This window comes from Streptodolium elevatio (genome assembly GCF_053592165.1).
Map to the genome: position 1 here is coordinate 1 of NZ_JBSFVE010000013.1, position 24,614 is coordinate 24,614.

21 protein-coding genes and 2 pseudogenes are annotated in these 24,614 nt (G+C 71.6%); 13 read left to right on the plus strand and 10 right to left on the minus strand.

The window, feature by feature from the left end; genetic code table 11:
- Nucleotides 1–290: 290 nt before the first annotated feature.
- From ACWD12_RS23215 to ACWD12_RS23245, 7 genes and pseudogenes are all read left to right on the plus strand, one after another.
- The gene (locus ACWD12_RS23215; protein WP_450101125.1) at nt 291–2,420 is read left to right on the plus strand and encodes a S9 family peptidase; all 2,130 of its coding nucleotides are present in this window, start codon (nt 291–293) and stop codon (nt 2,418–2,420) included.
- A 288-nt stretch (nt 2,421–2,708) separates the two neighbouring features.
- A complete protein-coding gene (locus ACWD12_RS23220) occupies nt 2,709–3,011 on the plus strand; it encodes an urease subunit gamma (RefSeq protein ID WP_358359342.1) in 303 nt (100 codons plus the stop codon).
- Nucleotides 3,012–3,127: 116 nt separating this feature from the next.
- Nucleotides 3,128–3,454 (plus strand): annotated as a pseudogene (locus ACWD12_RS23225) (urease subunit beta); the annotation flags it as partial.
- Nucleotides 3,455–3,588: 134 nt separating this feature from the next.
- Nucleotides 3,589–5,310, plus strand: a complete 1,722-nt coding sequence (locus tag ACWD12_RS23230; protein WP_450101126.1) for an urease subunit alpha — start codon at nt 3,589–3,591, stop codon at nt 5,308–5,310.
- 116 nt (nt 5,311–5,426) lie between these two features.
- Nucleotides 5,427–6,116: an urease accessory protein UreF gene (locus ACWD12_RS23235; RefSeq protein ID WP_358359334.1), complete on the plus strand. Its 690-nt coding sequence runs from the start codon at nt 5,427–5,429 to the stop codon at nt 6,114–6,116.
- Nucleotides 6,106–6,777: pseudogene (gene ureG / locus ACWD12_RS23240) on the plus strand (urease accessory protein UreG); the annotation flags it as partial. The gene ACWD12_RS23235 and the pseudogene ureG, both read left to right, overlap by 11 nt.
- 154 nt (nt 6,778–6,931) lie before the next feature.
- Entirely contained in the window at nt 6,932–7,876 is a 945-nt protein-coding gene (locus ACWD12_RS23245; protein ID WP_450101127.1) for an urease accessory protein UreD, read from the plus strand.
- Between the two features lie 184 nt (nt 7,877–8,060).
- Here the strand turns inward: ACWD12_RS23245 and ACWD12_RS23250 are convergent, their stop codons facing one another.
- The 6 genes from ACWD12_RS23250 to ACWD12_RS23275 form a co-directional block, all read right to left on the minus strand.
- Nucleotides 8,061–9,158 (minus strand): hypothetical protein, encoded by a 1,098-nt coding sequence (locus ACWD12_RS23250; RefSeq protein ID WP_450101128.1) that lies wholly within the window; start codon nt 9,156–9,158, stop codon nt 8,061–8,063.
- A 126-nt stretch (nt 9,159–9,284) separates the two neighbouring features.
- A complete protein-coding gene (locus tag ACWD12_RS23255; RefSeq protein WP_435839134.1) occupies nt 9,285–10,259 on the minus strand; it encodes a substrate-binding domain-containing protein in 975 nt (324 codons plus the stop codon).
- Between the two features lie 163 nt (nt 10,260–10,422).
- A complete protein-coding gene (locus ACWD12_RS23260) occupies nt 10,423–11,913 on the minus strand; it encodes a GH1 family beta-glucosidase (RefSeq protein ID WP_450101129.1) in 1,491 nt (496 codons plus the stop codon).
- Nucleotides 11,914–11,970: 57 nt separating this feature from the next.
- Nucleotides 11,971–12,888: a carbohydrate ABC transporter permease gene (locus tag ACWD12_RS23265; protein ID WP_450101318.1), complete on the minus strand. Its 918-nt coding sequence runs from the start codon at nt 12,886–12,888 to the stop codon at nt 11,971–11,973.
- A gap of 14 nt (nt 12,889–12,902) precedes the next feature.
- The gene (locus ACWD12_RS23270) at nt 12,903–13,871 is read right to left on the minus strand and encodes a carbohydrate ABC transporter permease (RefSeq protein ID WP_450101130.1); all 969 of its coding nucleotides are present in this window, start codon (nt 13,869–13,871) and stop codon (nt 12,903–12,905) included.
- Nucleotides 13,872–14,019: 148 nt separating this feature from the next.
- Nucleotides 14,020–15,333 carry an ABC transporter substrate-binding protein gene (locus tag ACWD12_RS23275; protein WP_358359320.1) on the minus strand — a complete coding sequence of 438 codons (1,314 nt, stop codon included), beginning with the start codon at nt 15,331–15,333 and terminating at the stop codon, nt 14,020–14,022.
- 465 nt (nt 15,334–15,798) lie between these two features.
- Here ACWD12_RS23275 and galE point away from each other — a divergent pair, with 465 nt between their 5' ends.
- From galE to ACWD12_RS23295, 4 genes are all read left to right on the plus strand, one after another.
- Nucleotides 15,799–16,749 (plus strand): UDP-glucose 4-epimerase GalE, encoded by a 951-nt coding sequence (gene galE / locus ACWD12_RS23280; protein ID WP_358359317.1) that lies wholly within the window; start codon nt 15,799–15,801, stop codon nt 16,747–16,749.
- A gap of 162 nt (nt 16,750–16,911) precedes the next feature.
- Nucleotides 16,912–17,121: a type II toxin-antitoxin system VapB family antitoxin gene (locus tag ACWD12_RS23285; RefSeq protein WP_450101131.1), complete on the plus strand. Its 210-nt coding sequence runs from the start codon at nt 16,912–16,914 to the stop codon at nt 17,119–17,121.
- A gap of 242 nt (nt 17,122–17,363) precedes the next feature.
- Nucleotides 17,364–17,564, plus strand: coding sequence for a type II toxin-antitoxin system VapB family antitoxin (locus ACWD12_RS23290; protein ID WP_450101132.1), 201 nt, complete (start codon nt 17,364–17,366; stop codon nt 17,562–17,564).
- Nucleotides 17,561–17,980: a PIN domain-containing protein gene (locus ACWD12_RS23295; protein ID WP_450101133.1), complete on the plus strand. Its 420-nt coding sequence runs from the start codon at nt 17,561–17,563 to the stop codon at nt 17,978–17,980. The genes ACWD12_RS23290 and ACWD12_RS23295 overlap by 4 nt, the downstream gene beginning before the upstream one ends.
- Nucleotides 17,981–18,051: 71 nt before the next feature.
- Here the strand turns inward: ACWD12_RS23295 and ACWD12_RS23300 are convergent, their stop codons facing one another.
- Both ACWD12_RS23300 and ACWD12_RS23305 read right to left on the minus strand, forming a co-directional pair.
- Nucleotides 18,052–19,734, minus strand: coding sequence for an N-acyl-D-amino-acid deacylase family protein (locus ACWD12_RS23300; protein WP_450101134.1), 1,683 nt, complete (start codon nt 19,732–19,734; stop codon nt 18,052–18,054).
- A complete protein-coding gene (locus tag ACWD12_RS23305) occupies nt 19,731–20,915 on the minus strand; it encodes an amidohydrolase family protein (protein WP_450101135.1) in 1,185 nt (394 codons plus the stop codon). Before ACWD12_RS23305 ends, ACWD12_RS23300 begins: the two co-directional genes overlap by 4 nt.
- Before the next feature lie 114 nt (nt 20,916–21,029).
- Between ACWD12_RS23305 and ACWD12_RS23310 the strand changes: the two genes are divergently transcribed.
- Nucleotides 21,030–21,659: a TetR/AcrR family transcriptional regulator gene (locus ACWD12_RS23310; protein ID WP_358359306.1), complete on the plus strand. Its 630-nt coding sequence runs from the start codon at nt 21,030–21,032 to the stop codon at nt 21,657–21,659.
- 138 nt (nt 21,660–21,797) lie between these two features.
- On the opposite strand, the gene ACWD12_RS23315 is transcribed toward ACWD12_RS23310, so the two are convergent.
- Nucleotides 21,798–22,961: an aromatic ring-hydroxylating oxygenase subunit alpha gene (locus tag ACWD12_RS23315; protein WP_450101136.1), complete on the minus strand. Its 1,164-nt coding sequence runs from the start codon at nt 22,959–22,961 to the stop codon at nt 21,798–21,800.
- Nucleotides 22,962–23,178: 217 nt separating this feature from the next.
- Here ACWD12_RS23315 and ACWD12_RS23320 point away from each other — a divergent pair, with 217 nt between their 5' ends.
- On the plus strand, nt 23,179–24,084 hold the full coding sequence (locus ACWD12_RS23320; protein ID WP_450101137.1) for an alpha/beta hydrolase: 906 nt from the start codon (nt 23,179–23,181) through the stop codon (nt 24,082–24,084).
- A gap of 10 nt (nt 24,085–24,094) precedes the next feature.
- Here ACWD12_RS23320 and ACWD12_RS23325 read toward each other — a convergent pair whose 3' ends face one another.
- On the minus strand, nt 24,095–24,427 hold the full coding sequence (locus ACWD12_RS23325) for an ATP-binding protein (protein ID WP_358359301.1): 333 nt from the start codon (nt 24,425–24,427) through the stop codon (nt 24,095–24,097).
- Nucleotides 24,428–24,614: the final 187 nt, after the last annotated feature.

Genomic DNA, 24,614 nt, shown 5'->3' on the forward strand with positions numbered 1-24,614 from the left:
TACCTGGCGGTATCACGATCTTTTGAGTGGCTCGTCCGGGGGCCGCGCCGCCCCCGGCGGGGCGGCCCCTCCTCAACCGCCCTCCTCCGACCAGCCTGCTCGACGGCCCTGGTCGGCCGCGCTGCTCGGCTCGGCTGGTTGGTGTTGGATTTTTTGGGATGGGGTTGGGGGAGTGAGTTGGCGGGGGTGGGGCACGTGGGGGTGGGGCGGGGCGTTGGAAGAGGGAAGGGTCCGGTGGTACCGGGGTTGCGGGCGGACTCGTGCCGCGGCAAGACGACAGAATCGAGCTCATGAGTACTCAGACCGAACTTCCGTACGGGTCCTGGCCGTCTCCCATCACCGCGGAGGCGCTGGTTGTCGGTGCCGCTTCACCGGGCGAGGTGCGGGTCGACGGGCGCGATGTCTGGTGGTCGGAGTCGCGTCCGTCGGAGGGCGGGCGCGATCAGTTGGTGCGGCGCGCGCCGGACGGGACGCGGGCGGACGTCCTGCCGGACGGCGTCTCCGCCCGTACGCGCGTGCACGAGTACGGCGGCGGCGCGTGGGCCGTGCGCGACGGGGTGCTCGTGTACGCGAACTGGGCGGACCAGCGGCTCTACCGCCTGGACCCCGGCGCGGCGGAGCCCGTGCCGGTGGCGCCGGAGCCGAGCGTCGCGCACGGGTGGCGGTACGCGGACGCCGAGATCGTCCCCGCCGGCGTGTGGGGCGAGCGCGCGTGGATCGTCGCGGTGCGTGAGAGCCACGAGCCGGAGGTGGTCGAGGCGCACGGGGAGGCGGTCAACGAGCTGGTCGCCCTGCCCTTGGACGGGGCCGCCGTCGCCGATCCCGCGCAGGTGCGCGTGCTGGTGACCGGCCCCGACTTCGTCTCGTCGCCGCGCGTGGCGCCCGGCGGGACCGCGCTCGCCTGGACGCAGTGGGACCACCCCGCGATGCCGTGGGATGCGACGGAGCTGGTGGTCGCGCGCGTGGACGTCGTCGGTGGCGTGCCGGAGCTGACCGGTGCCGAGGTGATCGCGGGCGGGCCCGGCGAGTCGGTGCTCCAGCCGACGTGGGCGCCCGACGGGTCGCTGTGGTTCTCGTCGGACCGCCGCGACGGGTGGTGGAACCTGCACCGTGTCGGGGCGGGTGGCCAGGTCGAGGTGGTCGCGCCGGTGGACGGCGAGATCGGCGGGCCGCAGTGGGTCTTCGGCCAGCGGCAGTTCGCGTTCCTCGCCGACGGGCGGGTGGCGTGCGCGCTGGAGAGCGACGGCCTGTACGATCTGGCCCTCGTCGACCCGGCACGCCCCGAGCAGCCGCCGCAGGCGATGGTGACCGGCCTGACCTGGGTGGACCAGGTCGCGGCGGGCCCGGAGGGCGGCGCGGACATCGTGCTCATCGGCGCCGGCCCGGCCGAGGAGGCGGAGCCGCTCGGCATCTCGCTGCCGGACGAGCACGAGCGTCCGGTCGCCGACGAGTCCGACCCGGTCTTCGACCGCGACATCGACGACACCGAGACCGACATCGGCGATTTGGGCGAGGAGCGCGAGGGCGGCGGTCACGCGCTGCTGGAGCGCCTGCGTCCGGCCCGCGCCGCGGTGGTCACGCCGGACTGGTTCTCGATCCCCGAGCCGATCTCGTTCCCGTCCGCCGACGGCCGCACCGCGTACGGCATCCTCTACCGCCCCCGCCATCCGGAGGTACGCGCGCCCGAAGGCACCCTGCCTCCGCTGCTCGTCACGATCCACGGCGGCCCCACGTCCATGGCCCGGGCGATGCTGACCCTCGACGTGCAGTACTGGACGACGCGCGGTTTCGCACTCGTCTCGGTGAACTACGGCGGCAGCACCGGGTACGGCCGCCCGTACCGCGAACTCCTGAACGACGCCTGGGGAGTTGTGGACGTCGAGGACTGCGACGCGGCCGCCCGCCACCTCGCCGCGACCGGGGTCGTCGATCCCGGAAGGCTGGCGATCCGGGGCGGTTCGGCGGGCGGGTTCACGACGCTCGCGGCGCTGGCGTTCGGCGACACGTTCGCGGCCGGGTCCAACCACTTCGGCGTCGCCGACCTGGCGGCACTCGCGCGCGACACCCACAAGTTCGAATCGCGTTACCTGGATGGGCTGGTCGGCCCGTACCCGGAGGCCGCGGACCGCTACAAGGAGCTGTCGCCGATCAACCACACCGCCGAACTGACCTGCCCGCTCGCGGTGTTCCAGGGCCTGGAGGACAAGGTCGTGCCGCCCGCGCAGTCGGAGATGATCGTCGAGGCGGTCAAGGCGAAGGGGCTGCCGTACGTCTACCTCGCCTTCGAGGGCGAGCAGCACGGCTTCCGCAAGGCGGAGAACATCATCCGCACCCGCGAGGCCGAACTGTGGTTCTTCGGAAAGGTGTTCGGATTTGAACCCGCCGACGCCGTCGAACCCCCGCCGGGCGGTGGCTTCTGACAGAACGTCACTTCGCAGGTACGCCCGTGCCCGACGGGGCCGATTCGCGCGCGTGAGAGCGCGTGCATCGGACAACGCGCGCCGACCGCTCACCCGTTCGGCCGGGCGTGCCTGCGATGTGGTCGACGTCTCACCCGGGAAACCGCTGGTCAGCCACCCCAATTGCGGGGAATGAAAATTTGGATACCTCCCGGTAACAATGACCGCACCAGCGGGTAACACGAGCCGTGAATTCTCGAGTCAGCCAGGAGGACACACCGGTCGACTTGAGGAACGGGGGACCGACGCGTGCTGCTCACCCCGCACGAGCAAGAGCGCCTCATGCTCTCGTACGCCGCCGATCTCGCCCAGCGGCGCAGGGACCGCGGGCTGCGACTCAACTACCCGGAGGCGGTCGCCGTGCTGTCCTCCTTCCTGCTCGAAGGGGCCAGAGACGGACGGTCCGTCGCCGATCTCCAGGAGGCCGGGCGCCACGTCCTCGGCCGGGACGACGTCATGGACGGCGTCCCCGAGATGCTGGGGGAGGTGCAGGTGGAGGCGACGTTCCCCGACGGCACCAAACTCGTGACGGTGCACCACCCGATCCCGTGACCGGCGCGTCCTCGCCGACGGGCGGCACCAACTCCGGTTCTCCCGGCGGCGGTACGCCCAGCGGCGGCAAGTCCCGCACCGGCTCGCCGGGCGGCCGGGCGAAGGCCCCCCGTCCCGTCGTCCCGGGCGAACTCCTCCTCGGCGCCGACCCGGTGCCGCTCAACCCCGGCCGCCCGGTCACCGTCCTGCGCGTGCTCAACACCGGCGACCGGCCCGTCCAGGTCGGCTCGCACCTGCACTTCCCGGCCGCCAACGACGCGCTCGACTTCGACCGCGGCGCGGCGTGGGGGCGGCGGTTGGACGTCCCGGCGGGCACGGCGGTCCGCTTCGAGCCGGGCGTCGCGCGCGAGGTCTCCCTCGTGCCGCTGGCCGGCTCACGCGTCGTACCGGGCCTCAAGGCGGGTCGCGGCGGCATCCTGGACGGTACCGACGAGACCGGCAGCACCGACGGCACCGGCACCACCCCGGCGACAACCGGCGGCACCGCGGCCGCCGGCCCACCCGCCCCCGCCGCCGTCCCCGAACCCTCCGCCAACGGACAGAGCCCGCAGGCGACTCCGACGTCGGAGGTGGAGAAATGAGCTCGATCGACCGCCACCGCTACGCCCTGCTGTACGGCCCCACCACCGGCGACCGCATCCGCCTCGCCGACACCGACCTGGTCGTCGAGGTCACCGAGGACCTGTGCCGCCCGCACGGCGCCGGCGGCGACGAGGTGATCTTCGGCGGCGGCAAGGTGATCCGCGAGTCCATGGGCCAGTCCGTGGCCACGCGCGCGGACGGCGCACCGGACACCGTCATCACCGGCGCGGTCATCCTCGACCACTGGGGCGTCGTCAAAGCCGACATCGGCATCCGCGACGGCCGCATCGTCGGGATCGGCAAGGCCGGCAACCCCGACACGATGGACGGCGTACACCCCGACCTGGTGATCGGCCCGTCCACCGAGATCATCTCCGGCAACGGCCGCATCCTCACCGCGGGCGCCGTCGACTGCCACGTGCACCTCATCTGCCCGCAGCAGTTCGGCGAGGCACTGGGCGCGGGTGTCACCACGATGATCGCGGGCGGCACCGGGCCCGCGGAGGGCAGCAAGGCGACCACCGTCACCCCCGGCGCGTGGCACCTCGCGCGCATGCTCGAATCGCTCGACGAGATCCCGATCAACTTCGTGCTCCTCGGCAAGGGCAACACCGTCTCCGAGGAGGCGATGTGGGAGCAACTGCGGGCGGGCGCCGCCGGGTTCAAGGTGCACGAGGACTGGGGGTCGACGCCGGCCGCGATCGACGCGAGCCTGCGCGTCGCCGAGGCCGCGGGGGTCCAGGTCGCCCTGCACAGCGACACGCTCAACGAGACCGGCTTCGTGGAGGGCACCCTCGCGGCGATCGGCGACCGGACGATCCACGCGTACCACACCGAAGGCGCGGGCGGCGGGCACGCGCCCGACATCATCACCGTCGCCTCGATGCCCAACATCCTCCCGTCGTCCACCAATCCGACGCGGCCGCACACCGTCAACACCGTCGAGGAACACCTCGACATGCTCATGGTGTGCCACCACCTCAACCCGTCGGTTCCGGAGGACCTCGCGTTCGCCGAGTCGCGGATAAGGCCGTCGACCATCGCCGCCGAGGACGTGCTCCACGACCTCGGCGCGATCTCGATGATCGGCTCGGACAGCCAGGCCATGGGACGCGTCGGCGAGACGATCATGCGGACCTGGCAAACGGCGCACGTCAACAAAGTTCGGCGCGGTGCTCTTCCCGGTGACGGCGTGTCAGACAATTTGCGCGCCCGCCGCTATGTGGCGAAGTACACAATCTGCCCGGCCGTCGCGCACGGGCTCGACGACGAGATCGGGTCGGTCGCGGTCGGCAAGCTCGCCGACCTCGTCCTGTGGGAGCCGGCGTTCTTCGGGGTACGGCCGCACGCGGTGCTCAAGGGCGGCGCCATCGCGTACGCGGCGATGGGCGATGCCAACGCGTCGATCCCCACCCCGCAACCGGTGCTCCCGCGCCCGATGTTCGGCGCCGCCTCGCGTACCGCCGCCGCGACGAGCCTGCATTTCGTCGCGCCGGCGGCACTCGAATCGGGGCTCGCCGACCGGCTCGACGTGCGGCGTCGCCTCGTGTCCGTCGCCGACGTGCGGGGCCGCGGCAAGAGCGCGATGCCGCTCAACGACGCGATGCCGCACATCGAGGTGGACCCTGGCACGTTCGCCGTGCGCATCGACGGCGAGAAGGTGGAGGCGCAACCGGCGGCAACCCTGCCGATGGCGCAGCGTTACTTCCTGTTCTGACGGCCCATTAACAATGGGCGGGTAGCTTGACAGGAGCGTCGACGGACGACGTGGACAGCAGCGGTGACCGGCCAGATCCCGGAATCGACGGCTAGAACGGTAAGAGGTGGTTGGCAATGGCGGCAGGACTTCTCCTCCTGGGCGACTCACGACTCCCGGCGGGCGGGCACGCCCACTCCGGCGGACTCGAGAACGCGGTGGCACGCGGCGAGGTGCACGACCTCGACACGCTCACCGACTTCCTGCTCGGACGCCTGTACGGAAACGGATCCGTCCAGGCCGCATTCGCCGCATGCGCGGCACTCGTCGCGGGACCGTACGGGCTGAGCACGGACGGGCCCTGGGCGGAACTCGACACCGAATTGGACGCACGTACCCCGTCCGCACCCGCCCGCGCCTCCTCGCGCGCCCAAGGCCGTTCGCTGCGCCGCATCGCGCGCGCCGCCTGGCCCGAGGAGCCCTGGACCGCACTCGGCGTCTCGCCGCACCACGCGATCGTGCTCGGCGCCGCGGCCACGCGCGCGCGGCTCGACGAGCGCGAGGCGGCCGTACTGGCCGCCACCAACACCGTCAACGGCCCGGCCTCGGCCGCCGTGAAACTCCTGTCCTTCGACCCGATCGCGGTCACGGTCGTCCTCGCCGAGATGGCCGGGCACTGCGACCAGGTCGCCGAGGAGGCCGCGACCGCGGCCCGCACCGTGCTTGCCGACGGCGACTGGGACCGCCTGCCCGCGTGGTCCGCACCGGGCTTGGACGTATGCGCCGAACTGCACGCCCGCGAGGAGGTCGTTCACTTTGCATCTTGATCACGACAGCAGCTCCGGCGGTGGCGGGCACACGCATCGGGTACCCGCGGTGGTGCCCGGTTCGCGCCCGCTGCGGGTGGGCATCGGAGGGCCGGTCGGCTCGGGGAAGACGGCGCTGGTGGCGGCGCTGTGCCGGGCTCTCGTCGGCAAGGTCTCGCTCGCGGTGGTGACCAACGACATCTACACCACCGAAGACGCCGACTTCCTGCGGGCCGCGGGCGTACTTGCCGCCGACCGCATCGCGGCGGTGCAGACGGGTTGTTGCCCGCACACCGCGGTACGCGACGACATCAGCGGCAACCTCGACGCCGTCGAGGACCTCGAAGCGGCCCACGCGGACCTCGAGTTGGTGGTCATCGAGTCGGGCGGCGACAACCTGACGATGACGTTCAGCCGGGGCCTCGCCGACGTGCAGTTGTTCGTGATCGACGTGTCGGGCGGCGACAAGGTGCCGCGCAAGGGCGGTCCCGGCGTCACGCGGTCCGACCTGCTGGTGATCAACAAGACCGACCTCGCCCCGCAGGTCGGCGCCGACCTGGGCGTCATGGACCGCGACGCGGCCCGGATGCGGCCGGGGACTCCGGTGGTGTTCCTGTCCCTCCGCGGCGAACCGGGGGCGGCGCCGGTGACCGAGTGGGTGCTCGCCCAACTCGGTGCCTGGCAGACGGGCACCGCGGTCCCGGTGGCCGCCGCGATCGGCGTCACCCCCGGCGTCACCTCGGGCGGCGGCTCAGGCCGCAGTTCGGGCGACAGTTCGGGCGGCACGTCCGCGGCGCCGACGGTGTCGACCGCGTCCACGGCGGGGTGACCTGACGATGGAGGCCGGCGCGGTCGTCCGGGCGGAGACGGCGCCGATGCGCCGGGGAGGGCGCGGCTCCGGGCCGGTGACCCGGATCGTCGAGGTACGCGGCCAAGTGCCGCTGCTGCCCCGCATCGCCTCCGTGCCCGGCCCGGGCGCGGAGGTGGTCTTCGTCGCGGGCGCCGCGGGGCCGCTCGGCGGCGACGAACTGACGGTACGCATCGAGGTCGGCCCGGGCGCGCGCCTCACGGTCCGCACCGCCGCTGCCGCCGTCGTGCTGCCCGGCACGGGCGAACCGGCCCGGCAGTCCGTCGAGATCGTGGTCGACGACGGCGGCGAGCTGGAGTGGCTGCCGGAGCCTGTCGTGGTGGCGGCGGGCGCGCGCTACGAATCCTCGGTGAAGGTCACTTTGGGCCGCGCGACTCGGCTCCTCATGTGCGAGACCCTCGTGCTGGGCCGCGCCGCGGAGCCCTGCGGCGACGCGGTCTCGCGCTGGGACGTCGCCGCGGAAAGCCGCCCGCTGCTGCGCCAGCAGTCGGCGTACGGCCCGGCCGCCAAGCCCGGTTGGCGCGGTCCCGCCGGTACCGCGGGGGGCACGGTCGTCGCGAGTCGGCTGCGCTTCCCGGACATCCCGGGCACCACGCCGCGACTGCCCAGCGCGGTAGGCCGGGCCGTGTGCGAACTGGCCGGGGGAGGGCTCCTGACGACGGTGACCGCCGCCGACACCCTTACCGCCGAGCGGCTGTTGAACGAGGACGCCCCGCAATCGCCCGCGCCGGCCACGGCTTCGGCTTCGGCTTCGGAACGTCGTCCTCCGACCGACGACGCGCCTGCCGGGCCTTCCGCACCGGCCGCGTCCAGCGGGCCGAACGAGCCCGGTCCCGACGGACCCAACGGTCCCAGGGGGTCGAGAGGGTCCACAGGGGCCACCGCCTCCCGGCCGACCGCTGTGGCCCGCTGACACGACTCGTCGGCTCGGCCCAACCCGGACCGTTGACCGGTCCCGGGCCTGGCCGTCGACGGAGCCGGAGTCGGAGCTAGACCGGCCCCGGTCCCGGTCCCGGTCCCGGTCCCGAATCCGGAGCCGGCCTGGCCTGGCCCCCGAGCGGGACCTGACGCCCCGCCAATTCCCGCGTACGCCCCGGCTACGGCTCCTCGTCGCTGCCGAAGGCGACCGCGGGGAGGTGGACCGTACCGAAGTCCGGATGGTCGAAGGACGGCTGCACGGGGCGGAGTTGACTCCCAAAACCGTCCGGGGCGAGCATCCCGGTGGCGGAGAGGACCGCCTCGATACGGCGGATGGCGGCGGGCCGCCCGGTGACGGCGACGCGGACGGCTCTGGGCTCGCGGCGCAGGAAGTGGTTCTCGTGGCGCTGGATTTCGATGTCGGGCAGCGGCGTCTCGGCCATCTGCCGTACGAGGGCGAGCAGGTCCTCGGCGGTTACCGGCGACGTCGGCGGGCGCGGTTTGCCGGTGCTCGGGTCGATGTCGCCCCGCCACACGGCTGCCGGATGAGGGCCGGCCCTGCCCTTCAACTGCCCCCAGATACCGTCCTCGGCCAGACCGAAGTCGACGCGCAGGGCCTGCCCGGCGGTGTGCACGTGCCTCACCGCGCTGTCGAGGCCATGCCAGAAGACCAGGCGGCGTCCCGCGAGGGCGGCGCGCAGTTCGTCGGCGCCCTGCTGGGCGGGGAGTGCGTCCGCCGGGGCGTCGGGGTGGGTGGACGGGATCAGTTGCGTGAACACGCCTGCCAGTGGCCGACCTTCGCGATCGATGACCTCGATGTGCCCGGCGGCGGGACGGGTGTGTTCCGGGCCGCGGCCGGGGACCGGGACGGCGCCGACGAGTCGTACCGCCAGCACGGCCAGGGTTTCGTCCGCCAGATCCGCCCGGGCGGCTTCGATGTACATCGCCCGCAGGCGCATGTTGGCGCGTTGGGCGTCGCGCAGCCGCACGATGTGGTCGCAGGTCTCGCACAGCGGCCGGTTGTCGACCCACGTGCACGGTGACTCGCAGAACGCACCGCAGTCGGCGCACTCGTGCGCCATCGGTGGGCATTCGGCGAGAGCGTACAGCGGCAGGACGCGGTACTCCGGGGTGCGTACCTGCCCGCGTACGCGGCCGCCGGGCACCCGGGGGTACGGCAGGCCGGCCAACTGCTCCGGCGTCAGCAGTCCTTCGGGGACGTCCTCGAAGCGCGCGTACAGAGGCTGTTGGGGGTACTTCGGCGGCTTGTAGGGCATGCGGCGTCTCTCCCGTCCGGTCCGCCCCCCAGCATGCCCGGTGCGAGCGCGGGCGCGTCCCACGCCCATTGCCTCACGCTCCTCTGCCCCAGGCCTCTCCGCCCCACGCCCTGCCCGCTGTGCGGGTCAGGCCGACGCGCGGGTCACGAGGTGGGTGGGCAGGATCACCGGCTCGGCCCCGCTGCCCGCGACGACGTGGTCGAGGAGCAGGCGCGTCATGCGTCGGCCCTGCTCGTGGACCGGCTGGTGCACGGTCGTCAGCGGCGGGTCGGACCACAGCGCGGCCTCGACGTCGTCGAACCCGACGACCGCGACGTCCTCCGGGACGCGGCGGCCCGACTCGCGCAGCACCGACACGGCCGCCGCGGCCATGAGGTCGGAGGCCGCGAAGACGGCGTCCACGTCGTCGGCGGTACGCAGCAGTTCGCGCATCGCCGCAGTGCCCGAGTCGCGCGTGAAGTCGCCGTGCACCACGACCGGTTCGCCGTCGACCTCGTCCAGGTAGCCCTTCAGCCGGTCGATGCCCGCGCACATGTCCTGCGGCCCGGCGATGGTCGCGATCCGCCGCCGACCGCGCTCGTGCAGGTAGCGGGTGGCAAGCCGGGCGCCGCCCACGTTGTCGGCGTCGACGTACGTGATGCCCTCGGCGCGGCCGAGCGGCCGACCGCCGACCACCACGGGGATTCCCGCCTGGACAAGGCGGTTCGGCAGCATCGCGTCGCCGTGCAGCGAGACGAGCAGCGCCCCGTCGACGTGTCCGCCGCGCAAATAGCGCTCCAGGCGCTGCTGGTCGGCGGACGTGCGGACCATCATCAGGACCAACTGCGTGTCGGTGCCCGAGAGTTCCTCGCTCACCGAGCGTACGATGCCGGTCAGGTACGGGTCGCCGAACAGATGGGTCTCCGGCTCCTGGATGACCAGCGCCACCGAGTCGGTCCGCCGCGTGACCAGGGTCCGTGCGGCGCGGTTCGGCACGTACCCGGTTTTCGCGATCGCCGCCTCGACGACCTCGCGGACCTGCGGGCTGACCTTCGGCGAGTTGTTGATCACGCGCGAGACGGTGGCGCGCGAGACCCCGGCCACCGCGGCGACCGTCTCCAGGGTGGGGGCGTCCGGCGGGGGCGGCGCCGTACCGGTCGCCCGCGCCGAACCGACCGCCGAACCGACCGCCGAACCGACCGCGGAACCGGCGGTGGAACCGGCCGCGGAACCGACCGGCGACCCGTCCGACGGTCCGTCCGGCGCCCCTCCCGGCGTCGTCTCGTCAGGCACCCTGCGGCTCCCCGTTCCCGTTGCGGCCGCGGTGTGCGGCGATGACCGACGCGTACCAGTGCGCGCTGTCCTTGAGGGTACGGCGACCTGATGCGAAGTCCACGTGGATGATGCCGAACCGTTTGGCGTAGCCGTACGCCCACTCGAAGTTGTCCAGCAGCGACCACACGAAGTAGCCGCGCACGTCGGCGCCGTCCGCGACGGCCCGGGCGACTGCCGCCAGGTGGGCGGCGATGTACGCCTGCCGGCCCGGGTCGGCGACCGTGCCGTCGGGGCCGACGGTGTCGTCGTACGCCGCCCCGTTCTCGGTGACCAGCAGCGGCAGCCCGGGGGCTTCGGCCCGCACCCGCATGAGCACGTCGTACAGCCCGGTCGGGTCCACCGGCCAGTCCATCGCGGTCCGCGGCCCGGGCGCGTGCCGGAACCGCACGTCGTCGCAGCCGGGCCAGGGCGAGTGCGCGCTGACGCCGTGGCCGTCGTTGCGCGGCTCGCCCGGCTTCGCGCCCCCGCCGACGAGTGAGGGCGTGTAGTAGTTGACGCCCATCTCGTCGATCGGCCGGGAGATCGCGGCCAGGTCGCCGTCCCGGATGTGCGACCAGTCGGTCAGGGACGCGGTGTCGGCCAGCACGTCGGCCGGGTAGGCGCCGCGTATCACCGGACCGAGGAAGATCCGGTTGGCCAGTCCGTCGATGCGCCGCGCGGCGTCCACGTCGACCGGGTCGTCCGAGGCCGCGCGTACCGCCGCGGGGTTCAGGACCAGCGAGATCCGTCGGCCCGCGGGCAGTACGGCACGCAGCGCGGCCACACCCTCGCCGTGTGCGAGGAGCAGGTGGTGATGGGCCGTCAGCGCGGCGGCGGGATCGGTGATGCCGGGCGCGTGCACCCCGGAGGCGTAACCGAGGAACGCCGCGCACCACGGCTCGTTGAGCGTCGTCCACATGGGTACGCGGTCGCCGAGCGCCCGGCCCACGGCCTCCGCGTACTCGGCGAACCTCGCGGCGGTGTCGCGGTTGGTCCAGCCGCCGGCGTCCTGGAGGTACTGCGGCAGGTCCCAGTGGTAGAGCGTGAGCGCCGGTACGACACCGGCCTCCAGCATGGCGTCCACGAGCCGGTCGTAGAAGGCCAGCCCTCGCGCGTTCGGCCGACCGCCCGGCTCGGGGACCACGCGCGACCACGCGACGGAGAAGCGGTAGGCGGACAACCCGAGTTCGCGCATCAGGCCGACGTCGGTGCGGTACCGGTGGTAATGGTCGGCGGCGACGTCGCCGGTGTCCCCGTTGTGCACGCGGCCGGGCGTACGCGAGAAGGTGTCCCAGATCGACGGCGAGCGCCCGTCGTCGGCGACGGCGCCCTCGATCTGGTAGGAGGCGGTTGCCGCGCCCCACAGGAACCCGGCGGGCAGGGCGGCGGCGAGTTGGGCGGGGGCGGCTTGCCCGCCGGGCAGCGCGCTGGCGGGGGAGTCTTCGTCGGCGGTCGTACGCACGCGTCGTCCTTCTCTGTGCGGGGAGTTGGTGGGGGGTGGTGGCACGGCGGGCGGAGGTCAGCCCTTCACGGCGCCCTGCATGATGCCGCCGACGATCTGGCGGCCGAGCAGGCCGAAGACCACCAGGACGGGCAGCGTGCCCAGGACGGTGCCGGCGAGGATGACCGACTGGTCCGGCACATAGCCGCCGCCGAGCGAGTTGATGGCCACCTGCACGGTGGGGTTGTCCTGGCTGAGCGCGATGATCGGCCAGAAGAAGTCGTTCCAGGTGGTCATGAAGGTCAGCAGGCCGAGGACCGCCATCGCGGGGCGCGCGATCGGGATCACGATGCGCCAGAAGATCCGGAAGTACGAGGCGCCGTCTACGCGTCCCGCCTCGATCAGCTCGTCCGGCAGCGCCTCGGCGAGGTACTGCCGCATGAAGAAGACGCCGAACGCGGTGACCAGGGTCGGCAGGATCACCGACTGGAGCTCGTTCCCCCAGCCGAGCTTCGCCATCATCATGTACAGCGGGATGAGGCCGAGTTGCGGCGGGATCATCATCGTCGCGACGGTGAACGACAGGAGTGCGCCGCGGCCGCGGAACCGCAGCTTCGCGAACGCGAATCCGGCGAGCGTGCAGGCGAGCACGGTACCCAGCGCGACCGTTCCGGACACGATCGTCGAATTGACCAGTGCCTTGGTGATGTTCGCCTGCTCGTTCGCGCGCTCGAAGTTGTCGGTGAGCCCGCCGACGGGGAGGAACGGCGGCGGCACCGAGTTGATCTCGGCATTGGAGCGGGTGGCGGCGACGATGGACCAGTAGAAGGGGAAGGCGGAGACGACGGTGGCGAAGATGAGGATCGCGTACGTCACGACCCCGGCCCGGTCGTGGGCGCGCGGGCGCCGCCGCTTGGCGCGTCGTTCGGCGGGCGGCGAATCCACGCTGTCGACACGGGACTTGGCGGTAATCGGGCTCGCGGTCGCGGCGGTCATGTCGGTCACGTCGGTCACCCCTTCCCGTTCCGCGACTTGGCCGCGGTCAGCTTGGAGCGGTAGCGGGCGATCGCCGCGTTGGCGCCGATCACCAGGACGATGACGAGGAAGAGCAGCCACGCGATGGCGGCGGCCTTGCCGAGCGAGAAGTACTGCCAACCGGTCTGGTACATGTAGAGGCCGGTGGTCTGGTACTGGCGCGACGCCCCGCCGTTCATGCCGGTGGTGCCGCCTTGCAGCAGCAGCGGCTCGCCGAAGATCTGGAGTGCGCCGATCGTCGACACGATGATCGTGAAGATGATCGTCGGGCGCAGTCCCGGCAGCGTCACGTGGCGGAACTGCCGCCAGGCGTTGGCGCCGTCCATCATCGCGGACTCGTAGCGGTCGCGCGGGATGGCCTGCATGGCGGCGAGGTAGATGAGCGCGTTGTAGCCGGTCCAGCGCCACGTCACGATCGTCGAAACGGCGATCTGCGACGGCCACTTCTCGTTGAACCAGTCGACGGGGTCGACGCCGACGAGGCCGAGCGCCCAGTTGAGCATGCCGTAGTCGCGGCCGAACAGGCCGGCGAAGACGAGAGTCGCCGCGGCCACGGAGGTCGCGTACGGCAGGAGCAGCACGACCCGGAAGAAGGTCCGGCCGCGCAGACGGTAGTTGAGCAGGTGCGCGAGCCCGAGGGCGAGGCACAGCTGCGGGACCGTCGAGATGACCCCGATGGTGAAGGTGTTCTTGAGCGAGTTCCAGAAGAACTCGTCCTTCAGCAGCGTCGTGTAGTTGTCGAGGCCGACCCAGGCCATCGCGTCGGGGTTCTGCAGCCGTACGCGGTGCAACGAGACGTAGCCCGTGTAGATCAGCGGGAACAGCCCGAACGCCGCGAAGAACACGAAGAAGGGGGCGACGAACGCGTACGGTGCGGCCTTGGTGCCGCGCCGCCGCCACAACTGGCGGCGGGTCGGCACCGTTGCCGGGGACGAGACGGCCATGCGGGAAGTCCTCGGGTCGCGGGGGAGGGGTGACGCGGTGCGGCGGGTGATTCGGCGGAACGGAGGGCCGGCGCCGGGGCCGTGCCGGACGGCGTGATGCCGTGCGAACGGCGGGGGCCGTGACGGCCCCGGCGCGGTCGGCCCGGGCTCAGCCGAGTGCGGCCTTGACCGACGCCTTGGCGTCCTTCCAGGCGTCATCCGGCTTCACGCCCTGCGCCTCCACGGCGTTCAGGGCGTTCTGGATCGCCACCTTCACGTCGTTGTCGCGAACGCCGAGCGTCTGCGCGGGCATGGCCTCCGCGGACTTGCTGAAGATCTGCCCGATGGGCGCGTTGTTGAAGTACGGGTCGGTCGTCCCGGCGACCTGCGAGATGGCCGTCGTGCGGGACGGGAACGAGCCGCGCTTCTCGAACAGCTTCACCTGCTGCTCCTTCGCGGTCAGCCAGGTGAGCAGCTCGTACGCCTCCTTGGCGTGCTTGGCCCCCTTGGGGATCGCGAGGTACGAGCCGCCCCAGTTGCCGGTGGCGCCGGGTGCGGCGGCGACGTCCCACTTGCCCTGCGTCGCGTCGCCGGCCTTCTCCTTGATGTAGCCGATCATCCACGACGGGCACGAGACGGTGGCGAAGCCGCCCTTGGCGAACGCCTGGTCCCAGTCGGTCTGGAACTGCACGAGCTTGGCGCTCAGTCCGTCCTGTGCCGCCTTCGCGGACAGGTTGAAGGCGTTCTGGACGGCCGGGTTCGTGTCGTAGATCAGCTTGCCCGAGGCGTCGTAGTAGAAGGTCTGCTGCTGCCCGATCATGGCGTTGTACATGCCGGTGACGCTGTCCATGTACGCCGAGCCCTTCGGCGCCTTCGCCGCGAACTGGCGGCCCACGTCGAGGTATCCCTCCCACGTCGACCAGCGCTGCGCCAACTCGTCGCGGCCGGTGGGCAGTCCGGCCTGCTGGAACAGGTCGGTGCGGTAGCAGATGGCCATCGGTCCGATGTCGGTGCCGAGCGCGAGCACCTTGCCGTCCGGGGTGGTCGCCGCCTTGGACTTCCAGCCCAAGTATTCGGCGGTCTGCGTCTGCGCGCCGAGGGTGTTCAGGTCGAGCCACTTGTCGGCCTGGTTGTTCGCCACGTCGACGATGCGGCCGACCTCGATGCCCTGGATGTCGTCGAGGTCACCGCCGCCGCCGAGACGCGTCTGCAGCGCCGGCCAGTAGACCTCTTCCTTCTGGGTGGCGTTCTGCTTGATCTTGATGTTCGGGTGGAGGGCCTCGTACTCCTTGTAGAGACCGGCCTCTTCGAAGCCGAACGAGCCGAACAGGCCGACGCTGAGCGTGATCTGCCCGCCGGGGTCGCCGGAGGCGGACGGGTCCTTGTCGTCGTCGTCGGAGCCGCAGCCGGCCAGGGCGGAGCCGGCGAGGACGGCGGCGCACAGTACGGCCAGCGTTCTGGAGCGGCCGGAAGGCAAGCGCATGGGGGACCTCCTGGGACGGGGATCAGGCGGGAGTGGGCGTGCGGATGTGCGGACGTGCGGACGAGCAGGCGTGCGGGTTGGGCGGCGTACCGGAAATGCGGGCTTGCTGAAGCCGTGCGGGCGTGCTCAAGCTGTGCGCGGGTGCTGCGTGGTGTGCCGCGCGTTCGTATGCGCGGTGCCACGCGCGGAGGATCGTGAGCCGTGCGGTGGTTCAGCGCGTGGAGAAGGGCGCGGCAAAGCCTGCTGCGGGAGCGCTCTATCCTGCTGTGAGAGCGCTCTCACAGCAGTGAGACTGACGCGTACCGCGCACAGTGTCAAGGCTCGGAACCAAGCGTGACCCGCCGAACCGGGCGATCGCCGGCACCGGACCGGCGGACCGCTCACCGGACGATCACCGGTTTCTCAGCGGGATCTCAGGCCCGCGGCGCATCCTGGTCACTCGGCGCACAAGCGAAGGTGGATCAGATGCGACTTCTCGTCACCGGCGGGGCCGGCTACATCGGCTCGGTGACCACGGCGGTTCTGCTGGCGGCCGGACACGACGTCACGGTCCTGGACGACCTGTCCACCGGGCACCGCGACGCGGTCCCGCCGGGCGCCGGGTTCGTCGAGGGCGACGTCGCCGACGCGGGGCTGGTCCTGGCCGCCGAACGCCACGACGGCGTCCTGCACTTCGCGGCGCGCTCGCTGGTCGCCGACTCGGTCGCCGACCCCGCCGAGTACTGGCACGTCAACGTCGGCGGGACACTGGCCCTCCTCGACGCGGTCCGCAAGCACGACGTGCCGCGCTTCGTCTTCTCCTCGACCGCTGCGGTCTACGGCGAGCCGGCGACCACGCCGATCCCCGAGACGGCCGAGACGCGTCCGACGAACCCGTACGGCGCCTCGAAGCTGGCCGTCGACCACCTGCTCACTTCGTACGCGAACGCCTACGGCCTCGCCGCGGTGTCGCTGCGCTACTTCAACGTCGCCGGCGCGTACGCGGGGCTGGGCGAACGCCACGTCCGCGAGACCCACCTGATCCCGATCGTGCTGCAGGTCGCCGAGGGCGTACGGGAGCACATTCAGGTCAACGGCACCGACTGGCCGACCCACGACGGCACCTGCGTCCGCGACTACCTGCACATCGCCGACCTGGCCCGTGCGCACGTGCTCGCCCTCGACGCGGCCGCGCCCGGCCGCCACGAGATCTGCAACCTCGGCAACGGCGTCGGGTTCTCCGTCCTGGAGGTCGTCGAGACCGCGCGCCTGGTCACCGGCCACCCGATCCCCGCGGTCGAGGCCCCGCGCCGCCCCGGCGACCCGGCCGTCCTCGTCGCCTCCGCGGACCGCGCCCGCAACCTCCTCGGCTGGAAGCCCGAGCACCCCGACCTGGCCCGCATCATCGCCGACGCCTGGGCCCTCACCGCCCCATAACCCGAGCGGCCACCGACAGGTGGCCGAAAACCACCGCAGGGCCGCAGGAAGGCCGCGGGAAGCAACAGCACCAAAAAAGCGGAAGGGCACCCGGCCAAGGAACCCGCTTGATGTTGGTCGTGTGCTCCTTTTTGTACATAACCAACAGTCGCTGGAGCGGCCGTGTCCGTCACGCAGATCGACATCGACGACGATGCCTTGGAACGTGTCAAGGCGCTGTCCAACGCCAAAACCAAGAAGGAGGCGGTCGGTCTCGCCCTCCGGTACTACGCCGAGCACCAGGAGCGTGCCGCGCGCATCAGCCGCCACTTCGAACGCGCCCGTAGCGGGGGGCGGTGGAGGACGCCGAGCGGAGGCACCGGGCGCGCCTGATCTGAGCGAGCACAGCATCTACGACGTCGGCTGACAGCGACCGCCGTCGGCGCCGGAAAAGCGGAAGGGCGCCCGGCCAAGGACGCCCTTCCATGCGAACTACACAGGTTCGCGAGCGACGCCAGCGTATCGCACGCTGTCGCGCAGGTTGATATCAGGCGGAGTGACTGCTTGATATCGTGGTCTCGCTCGCTACTTGTCATGACGAGTGACGTCGTAACGTTGCTGTCGGGAGGTCGACTATGAGCCGCACTGTGATTGATGTGGATGACGAACTCCTGGCTGAGGCGCAGGAACACTTCGGTACCGCAACGAAGGTCGCCACTGTCAACGCTGCCCTGTTGGAGGCGGTGAAGCTGGCAAGGCGCCAGGCGTTCGCCCAGGCGATCATTGATGGAGAGTTCGACCTGCTTGAGCGCGAGCCCAGGCCGGACGCCGGGTGACCACGAGCCGCTACCTGGTGGACAAGTCGGCGCTGGCCCGCTGGAATCGACCGGCAGTTGGCGAGGTTTTGAGCGACCTGTCCCACCGAGGACTCTTGGCCGTCACCGGCGTCGTCGAGTATGAGGTTCTCTACAGCGCACGCAGCCTTGACGAGGCCCGGCGTATGCGGCGGCTCCTGAGTGGATTCGACTACGTCCACTGCGGCGATGAGGTCTGGGATCGTGTCCGAGAGGTGCAGGTTCGGGCGATCGAGAAGGGCTTCCACCGCACCTTGTCGATGGCCGATGCGCTGATTGCCTCTGCCGCGGAGCGACATGACCTTGTTGTGCTGCACTACGACGGCGACTACGACATGATCGCGAGCATCACCGGGCAACCCACGCAGTGGGTGGTGCCCGCAGGGCAGGCCGACTGAGTCATGGGCGAAGCCCGTCCCGCGGCCGCCACGGTGCGGAGGTGGGACGGGCTTCGTTGTCGTGGGCGGGGTCAGTTGCGGACGGGGACTCGGACCACCTGGCCGGGGAGGCCGGCGTTGGCGGTTCGGGTGCCGTCTATTTGGATGGCGTGGCCGTTGACGAGGACGTGGCGGATGCCGGTGGGCTGGTCGGCGGTGAGGCGTTCGCCGTCCGCGGGGAAGTCGCGGACGCGGCGGATGGGGCCGGGGGCGACGGTGGCCGGGTCGAAGACGACGACGTCGGCCCAGTAGCCGGGGCGCAGGTAGCCGCGGTCGGTGAGGCCGAGAATGTCGGCCTGGACGCCGGTCAGCTTGCGGACCGCCCGCTCGACCGGCATGAGGTCGCGTTCGCGGACCCACTTGCCGAGGAAGTCCGTGGCCTGCGGGGCGTCGCAGAGCTGGCCGACGTGGGCGCCGGCGTCGGACAGGCCTAGGGTGCAGTTCTCCTCGGCGAGGATGCCGAGGAGCGCGTCGACGTCGTCGTTGGCCAGGACGCAGCGCATGCGCAGGTTGAGGCCGGGCTCGTCGAGTGCGAGGTCGAGCAGGGTGTGGAACGGGTCGGTGCCGCGTTCGGCGGCGATGTCGGTGAGCGGGCGGCCCAGGAGCTCCGGGTGGGCCGAGGACTCGTCGACGGTGTACGTGCCCCAGCGGGGGACGAGGAACGCGCCTTCCGCCTGCCAGGCGGCGAGCGCCCGCTCGCGGAAGGCCGGGTCGGCGTACGCCGCCCGCCGCTCGTCCGCGCCGCCCGCCATCAGCTCGCCGAAGACCGGGTTGGAGTTGAGGGTGAAGGGCTCGGCGAGGGTGAAGGAGAAGGTCAGCGGCCGCGGGCTGACCTGCGGCCAGACCTGGGCGCCCTTCGCCCAGCCGTCGCGGTTGAGCTGGACCAGGCGCTCGTGCGCGCCGGTGGGTGTGGTCATCAGCGCGGTGTAGGTGAACGGGACGCCGATGTCCGGCTGGATCTCGTACAGGTCGTCGATGCCGAGCTGCTCGCCCGGGGTGAACTCCACGACGCCGCGCCGCTCTTCGCGTACCACGGCGAGGAGCGCGTCGATCTCGGCGCGGTCGGCCAGGCGCGAGGGCACCGGCTTGCCGTCGATGCCGCGGTGGGTCTTCGCGAAGCTGGTGGCGAACCCGGCGGCCCCGGCGCGCAGCGAGGTGCGCAGCACCTCGCCCATCTCCGCGACTTCCGGTGCGGTGGCGGCGCGTTCGTAGGCGTCCATGCCCATCACGTACAGACGCAGCGCGGTGTGGCCGATGTACGCGGTGTAGTTGAGGCCCACGCCGCGCCGCTCGACCGAGTCCAGGTAGCCCGGGAAGTCGCTGAAATCCCAGGGGATTCCGGCCTCCAGAGTGGCGACGTCCATGTCCTCGACGTTCTCCAGGGTGCGGGCGATCACGCCGTGGTGTTCGGGGCGTGTCGGGGCGATGGAGAAGCCGCAGTTGCCCGCGACGACGGTCGTGACGCCGTGGAAGCAGGACGGCGTCAGCGCCGGGTCCCAGAAGACCTGCGCGTCGTAGTGGGTGTGGATGTCGATGAAGCCCGGAGCCACGATGTGGCCGGTGGCGTCCAGGGTCTGACGGCCGGTCAGCCCTTGGCCGATGGCCGAGATGCGACCGTCCGTGACCGCGACATCGGCCGCGTACGGTGCCGCGCCGGTGCCGTCCACCACCGTGCCACCGGTGATCACCAGGTCGGCGGTCCTGTCAGCGGTCATGCCGGTATGTCCTTTCGTGCGGGGGACTCGCCGGTCTCGGGGGCCCGGTGAGGGAGGGAAAGCCCGTACAATTCGGCGCAGTTGCGCCACAGGATGTCGTCGCGCACGTCCTCGGCCAGGTGCGCGGTGTGGTCCGCGAGCACCTGCTGCGAGTGCGGGAACGTCGAATCGGAGTGCGGGTGGTCGTTGGCCCACATCAGACGGCGGTGGTCCATCAGATCGGTGACCCGGAACGCGACCGCGTCGTCCTGGAACGTCAGGTAGACGTGGTCGCGGATGTACTCGCTGGGCAGCCGGCCGAGCGCGCGGTCGCCCAGCCAGTTGCCGTGGTAACGGACGGCGTGGTCGGCGCGGTACATCCAGTGCGGCATCCAGCCGGCGTCCGCCTCGACGCACACGACTTTCAGGCGCGGCTCGCGGTCGAAGACGCCGCCGAACACCATCGTGCCGATGACGTCCTGGCAGCCGCGCATGATGCCCAGGAAGCTGTTCATCTTCGGCCCGCGGTACTGCTGCGCGCCGAGTTGGTCGTTGCCGGACGTGAGGATGTGGAAGGCGAGCGGCAGGCCGAGGTCGGCGGCGGCGCGCCACAGCGGGTCCCAGCGCGGGTCGTCGTAGTCGCCGGCTTCGCCTTCGCAGGCGGCGTGGCCGGGCATCATGACGCCGCGCAGGCCGAGTTCCCTGATGCGGGCGAGGTCGTCGACGCCTTCCTCGACGCTGCGCAGCGCGGTCTGGCCCATGCCGATCAGGCGGTCGGGGGCGTGCCCGGCGAACTCCTCGGCCATCCACAGGTTGTACGCGTCGAAGCACGCCTTCTTGTAGTCCGCGTCCGGGTGGTTGCACAGCAGCATGCCGACCGACGGGTACACGACCTCGGCGGCGACGCCGTCCCGGTCCTGCTCGGCGAGCCGGGCGACGGGGTCCCAACCGCCTTGGTGCAGCTGGTCCCAGTCGGTGTACTCGAACGGGCCGACGGTCTCCGGGGGCCGCCCGGCGGCCGCCACCATGCCGTACGGGATGCGGCTGCGCCCGTTGTCGATGTCCATCACCGCCCCCATGCGCGGGTCGGTCGTGGCGACGGGCGCGCGGTCGCGGAAGGCCGGGTCGATGCGGTCGAGGTAGCAGTCGCCGGGCTCGGTGACATGCGAGTCGGCGGATATCGCGAACAGGGGCGTCCCCATGGCGGTCCTCTCACGTGCGGCCCCGGGCCGCGGAGTGCGGCTTCGGAGCGTGTGGCGGCGGGCACGCAATTGATGAGTGCACATTAAGTACGGGGTCCGTTAGTTTCAACACTCGTGGGACGCAATCCAGAGGCCACGCGCCGAGAACTGCTCGACAGCGCCGCCCGGCTGTTCGCCGAGCGCGGCATCGCCGCGGTGTCGCTCAACGAGATCAACACCGCGGCCGGGCAGCGCAACGCGTCCGCGCTCCAGTACCACTTCCGCTCCCGCGAGGGCCTGCTGCGCGCGATGCTGGAGCGGCACATCCCCCAGGTGCGGGCGCGGCGCGACGAACTGCTCGCGCTGGCCGACGCACACCCGGAGAAGGTGCGCAGGTCGGCCGAGGCGTTCGTGCTCCCGCTGGCCGAGCAGTTGGACGGCGACTGGCGGGGCCGCGCGTTCCTGCGCATCACCGCCGAGCTGATGGCCGACCCGTCGCGCAGCGCGCCCGAGGTGCGGGAGCTACTGACGCAGACGCTGGCGGACGAGGCGTACGCGCGCATCTGGAAGCACGGCCACCACGTCCCGGCGCTGCTGCGGCCCGAGCGGATGCGCGTCGGCGGCACGATGGTGCTGCACGCGCTCGCCGACCGGGCGCGGCTGCTGGAGTTCGCGGGCAGGCCGACGCAGATCGCCCCCGAGCTGTTCGTGGGCAACCTGGTCGACATGTTCCTGGCGGCGACGCTGGCTCCGGTCGCGCGCTGAGCGCCGTCGCGGACGCGTCCCCGGGCCGCGCGGGTTCGCCCTGAGTCTGGCCGGGTTCGTCCCGGTCGGTCCCGGGTCCGTGCGGGACCGGCGACGCGGAGGAGCCGCCGGGCCCGCAAGGACGATTTCGGGGTGCGGTCAGGACGCGTCGGCGAGCGCCTTGTCCCACACGTTGTGCCAGTGCGCGACGGCCGATTCGCCCATCCCGACCACCATCGTGTCCAGGCCCGACGCGAACCCGCGCTGACACGCCTCGGCGCCCGGGAAGTCCTCGTTCCGCAACACGCGCTTGTTGGTCTCGTGGTTGTTGCGGGCGGTGGCGATGCTCTGCTCGTCCAGCGGGTCCCACGTGCCCTCGGTCATGGTGATGTACGACTCGCCCGGCACCTGTCCCGGGTAGATCCGCAGCATCGTCGTGCTCAGCGGGCTCTCCAGCAGCACGGTCGACGGCAGCACCGTCTGCACGTTCACCATCGGCAGCCGGGCCGGCCAGTTCTCCTCGGGCAGCGCCGCCAGCGACTCGAAGCCGGCGATCGGCACCGCGAACCGGCTGTGCGGGCCGAACGTGTCGACGATGCCGTTGTTGAGCACGATGCCGTGGATCGTGGCCTTGTGCAGGAAGGGGATGTGGTAGCCCTCGAGGTTGATGTCGACGGTGAGCTTCCAGTTGGCCTTGAGCCTGAACGTCTCGTTGACGACCGTGCGGGTGCGGTCGTACGGGAAGCCCGCGAACGCGTCGGCCACGTCGTCGAGCGCGCCCGCGACCTCGACGTCCGGCCGCAGGCCGACCACGATCAGGCCCGCGGAGATCGCCACCGGCAGCTTCTTGAGGCCGAACCCATCCGGGTCGATGCCGGGGAACTGCGGTCGCGACGGCAGGCCGACCAGCGAGCCCGCCGAGTCGAACTGCCAGCCGTGGTAGCCGCAGATGAACCGGCGCGCGCTGCCGCAGCCCGTCCCCTCGGTGCCTTCGCGCGCGGAGTCCTCGGCGGCGACCGGCATCCCGCGGTGCGTGCAGGCATTGAGGAACGCGTGCATTTCGCCGTCCTGGTCGCGCGTCACCAGGACCGGCACGCCGTCCACGTCGCGCGCCAGGAAGTCGCCGGGCTCGGCGACGTCGCCGGCCCAGCCGACCACCTGCGGCGTACGCCGGAACAGCACCTCGCGTTCGCGGGCCAGGCGCTCGGGGTCGGTGAAGACCGAGGCGTCCACGCGCAGCGGCGCCTCGCCGAGGTCGAGCGTGCGTTCGGCCAGGTGGTCGATGATCCGGCGGCCCGTGCTAACGACGTCCTCGTGCTTCATGGCCCCTACTCCCGTGCCGTGTCGTGTGCGTTGCCGTATGCGTTCCGGATGCCTTGTCGCGTGCCTGTCGCGTGCCCGGTCGCATGCGCTGCCACGTGCCCTGCCGGGTGCCCGACGGCGAACTAATGAGAGTTCATTATGTGAAGGGGGTCATGACACCGTCAATGACGTATGTGGTGTCATCGGAGGGAGAGATCACGCGGAGGTCGGCGCACGCATGCAGCACCAGGTCGAGACGGTCCACTACGACGTGGGCGACGTACGCCTTTCCGGGCTCCTGGCCAGGCCCGCCGCGGGCCCCGGGCGGGGGACGGTCCTGGCCCTGCACGGCGGCGGCTCGCGCGCCGCGTACTGGCACCGCGACAACGCCGGCGAGGCCTCGCTCCTGGTGCTCGGGGCCGCACTCGGCTGGACCGTCCTGGCCATCGACCGGCCCGGGTACGGCGCCTCGGCCGGGATGCCGCGCGACCGCCAGAACCTCGACCACCAGGTGGGCGTGGTGTTCGGGCTGATCGACGCGCTGCCCGCGCACCTCGGCGACGACCACGGCGGCGGCGTCTTCCTCGCCGCCCACTCGATGGGGGCACTGCTCGCGCTGCGCATGGGCGCGAGCGACGACGGCCGGGCGCTGCTGGGCATCGCGGCAGGCGGCGTGCCACTGCGCTACAGCGCGGAGAAGTCCGCCGCGATGGCCGCGGTGCCGACCGACCGCTGGGACATGGTGCCGCCGATGCGCGGGCCCGGCACCGGCTCGGCGACCTTCTTCGGCCCGCCCGGTTCGTTCGACCCCGCGCTGCTCACCCGCGAAGGCCGCATCGTCGCACCGGTCCCGATGGCCGAGTTCATCGACGCCCGGGACAACCCGGAGACCATTCCCGGTGTGCTGGGCAAGGTACGGGTGCCCGTGCACTGGACGATCGCCGAGTTCGAGAACTCCAACCAGGCGGGCCCGGAGGCCCTGGCCGAGGCCGGGCGCCTGCTCGTGCAGGCGCCGCGCGTCGAACTGCACACGCAGCCCGGCGTCGGGCACAACATGAGCCTCCACCATGCGGCGCGGGCCTATCACCTCCGAATCCTGGCCTTCGCCGAGGAGTGCCGGGAGGCCCGCGCCAACTTCACCTGATCGGGTGAACTTAGCCGTCGCCCCTGAGGGTGAACCAGACGACCTTGCCGTTCGGGAGTGCGTCCGCGCCCCAGGTGTGCGCGAGGCACTCCACGAGCGCCAGCCCGCGGCCGAACTCGTCGTCGAGCCCCCCGCCGCGCGACGCCGGCAGCCTCGGACAGGCGTCGCGCACCTCGACGCGCAGACACGAGCCGTCGTGGCGCACGGTCAGCGAGTGCCAGGACCCCGGGCCGACGTGGATCAGCACGTTGGTCAGCAACTCGCTCAATAACAGCGTTGCGACGTCGGCAAGTTCGCCGATGTCCCAGGTCCGCAGCAGGTGTTCCACCTCCCCGCGGGCCATCCGGACACCCCGGTCCGAGGCCGAGAGTTGAACGCAGTAATGACGGACGTCTTCCGTCAACACCGGCATAGTCATCCTCCGAACACACACGCATGGACTGCGTGAGATCGGGGCCGAACCGGTCGGGGAGTTGGCGACCGAGAGCGACCCTAAGGCGACGGTGAGTCAGATCGGACATTCAGGTTGC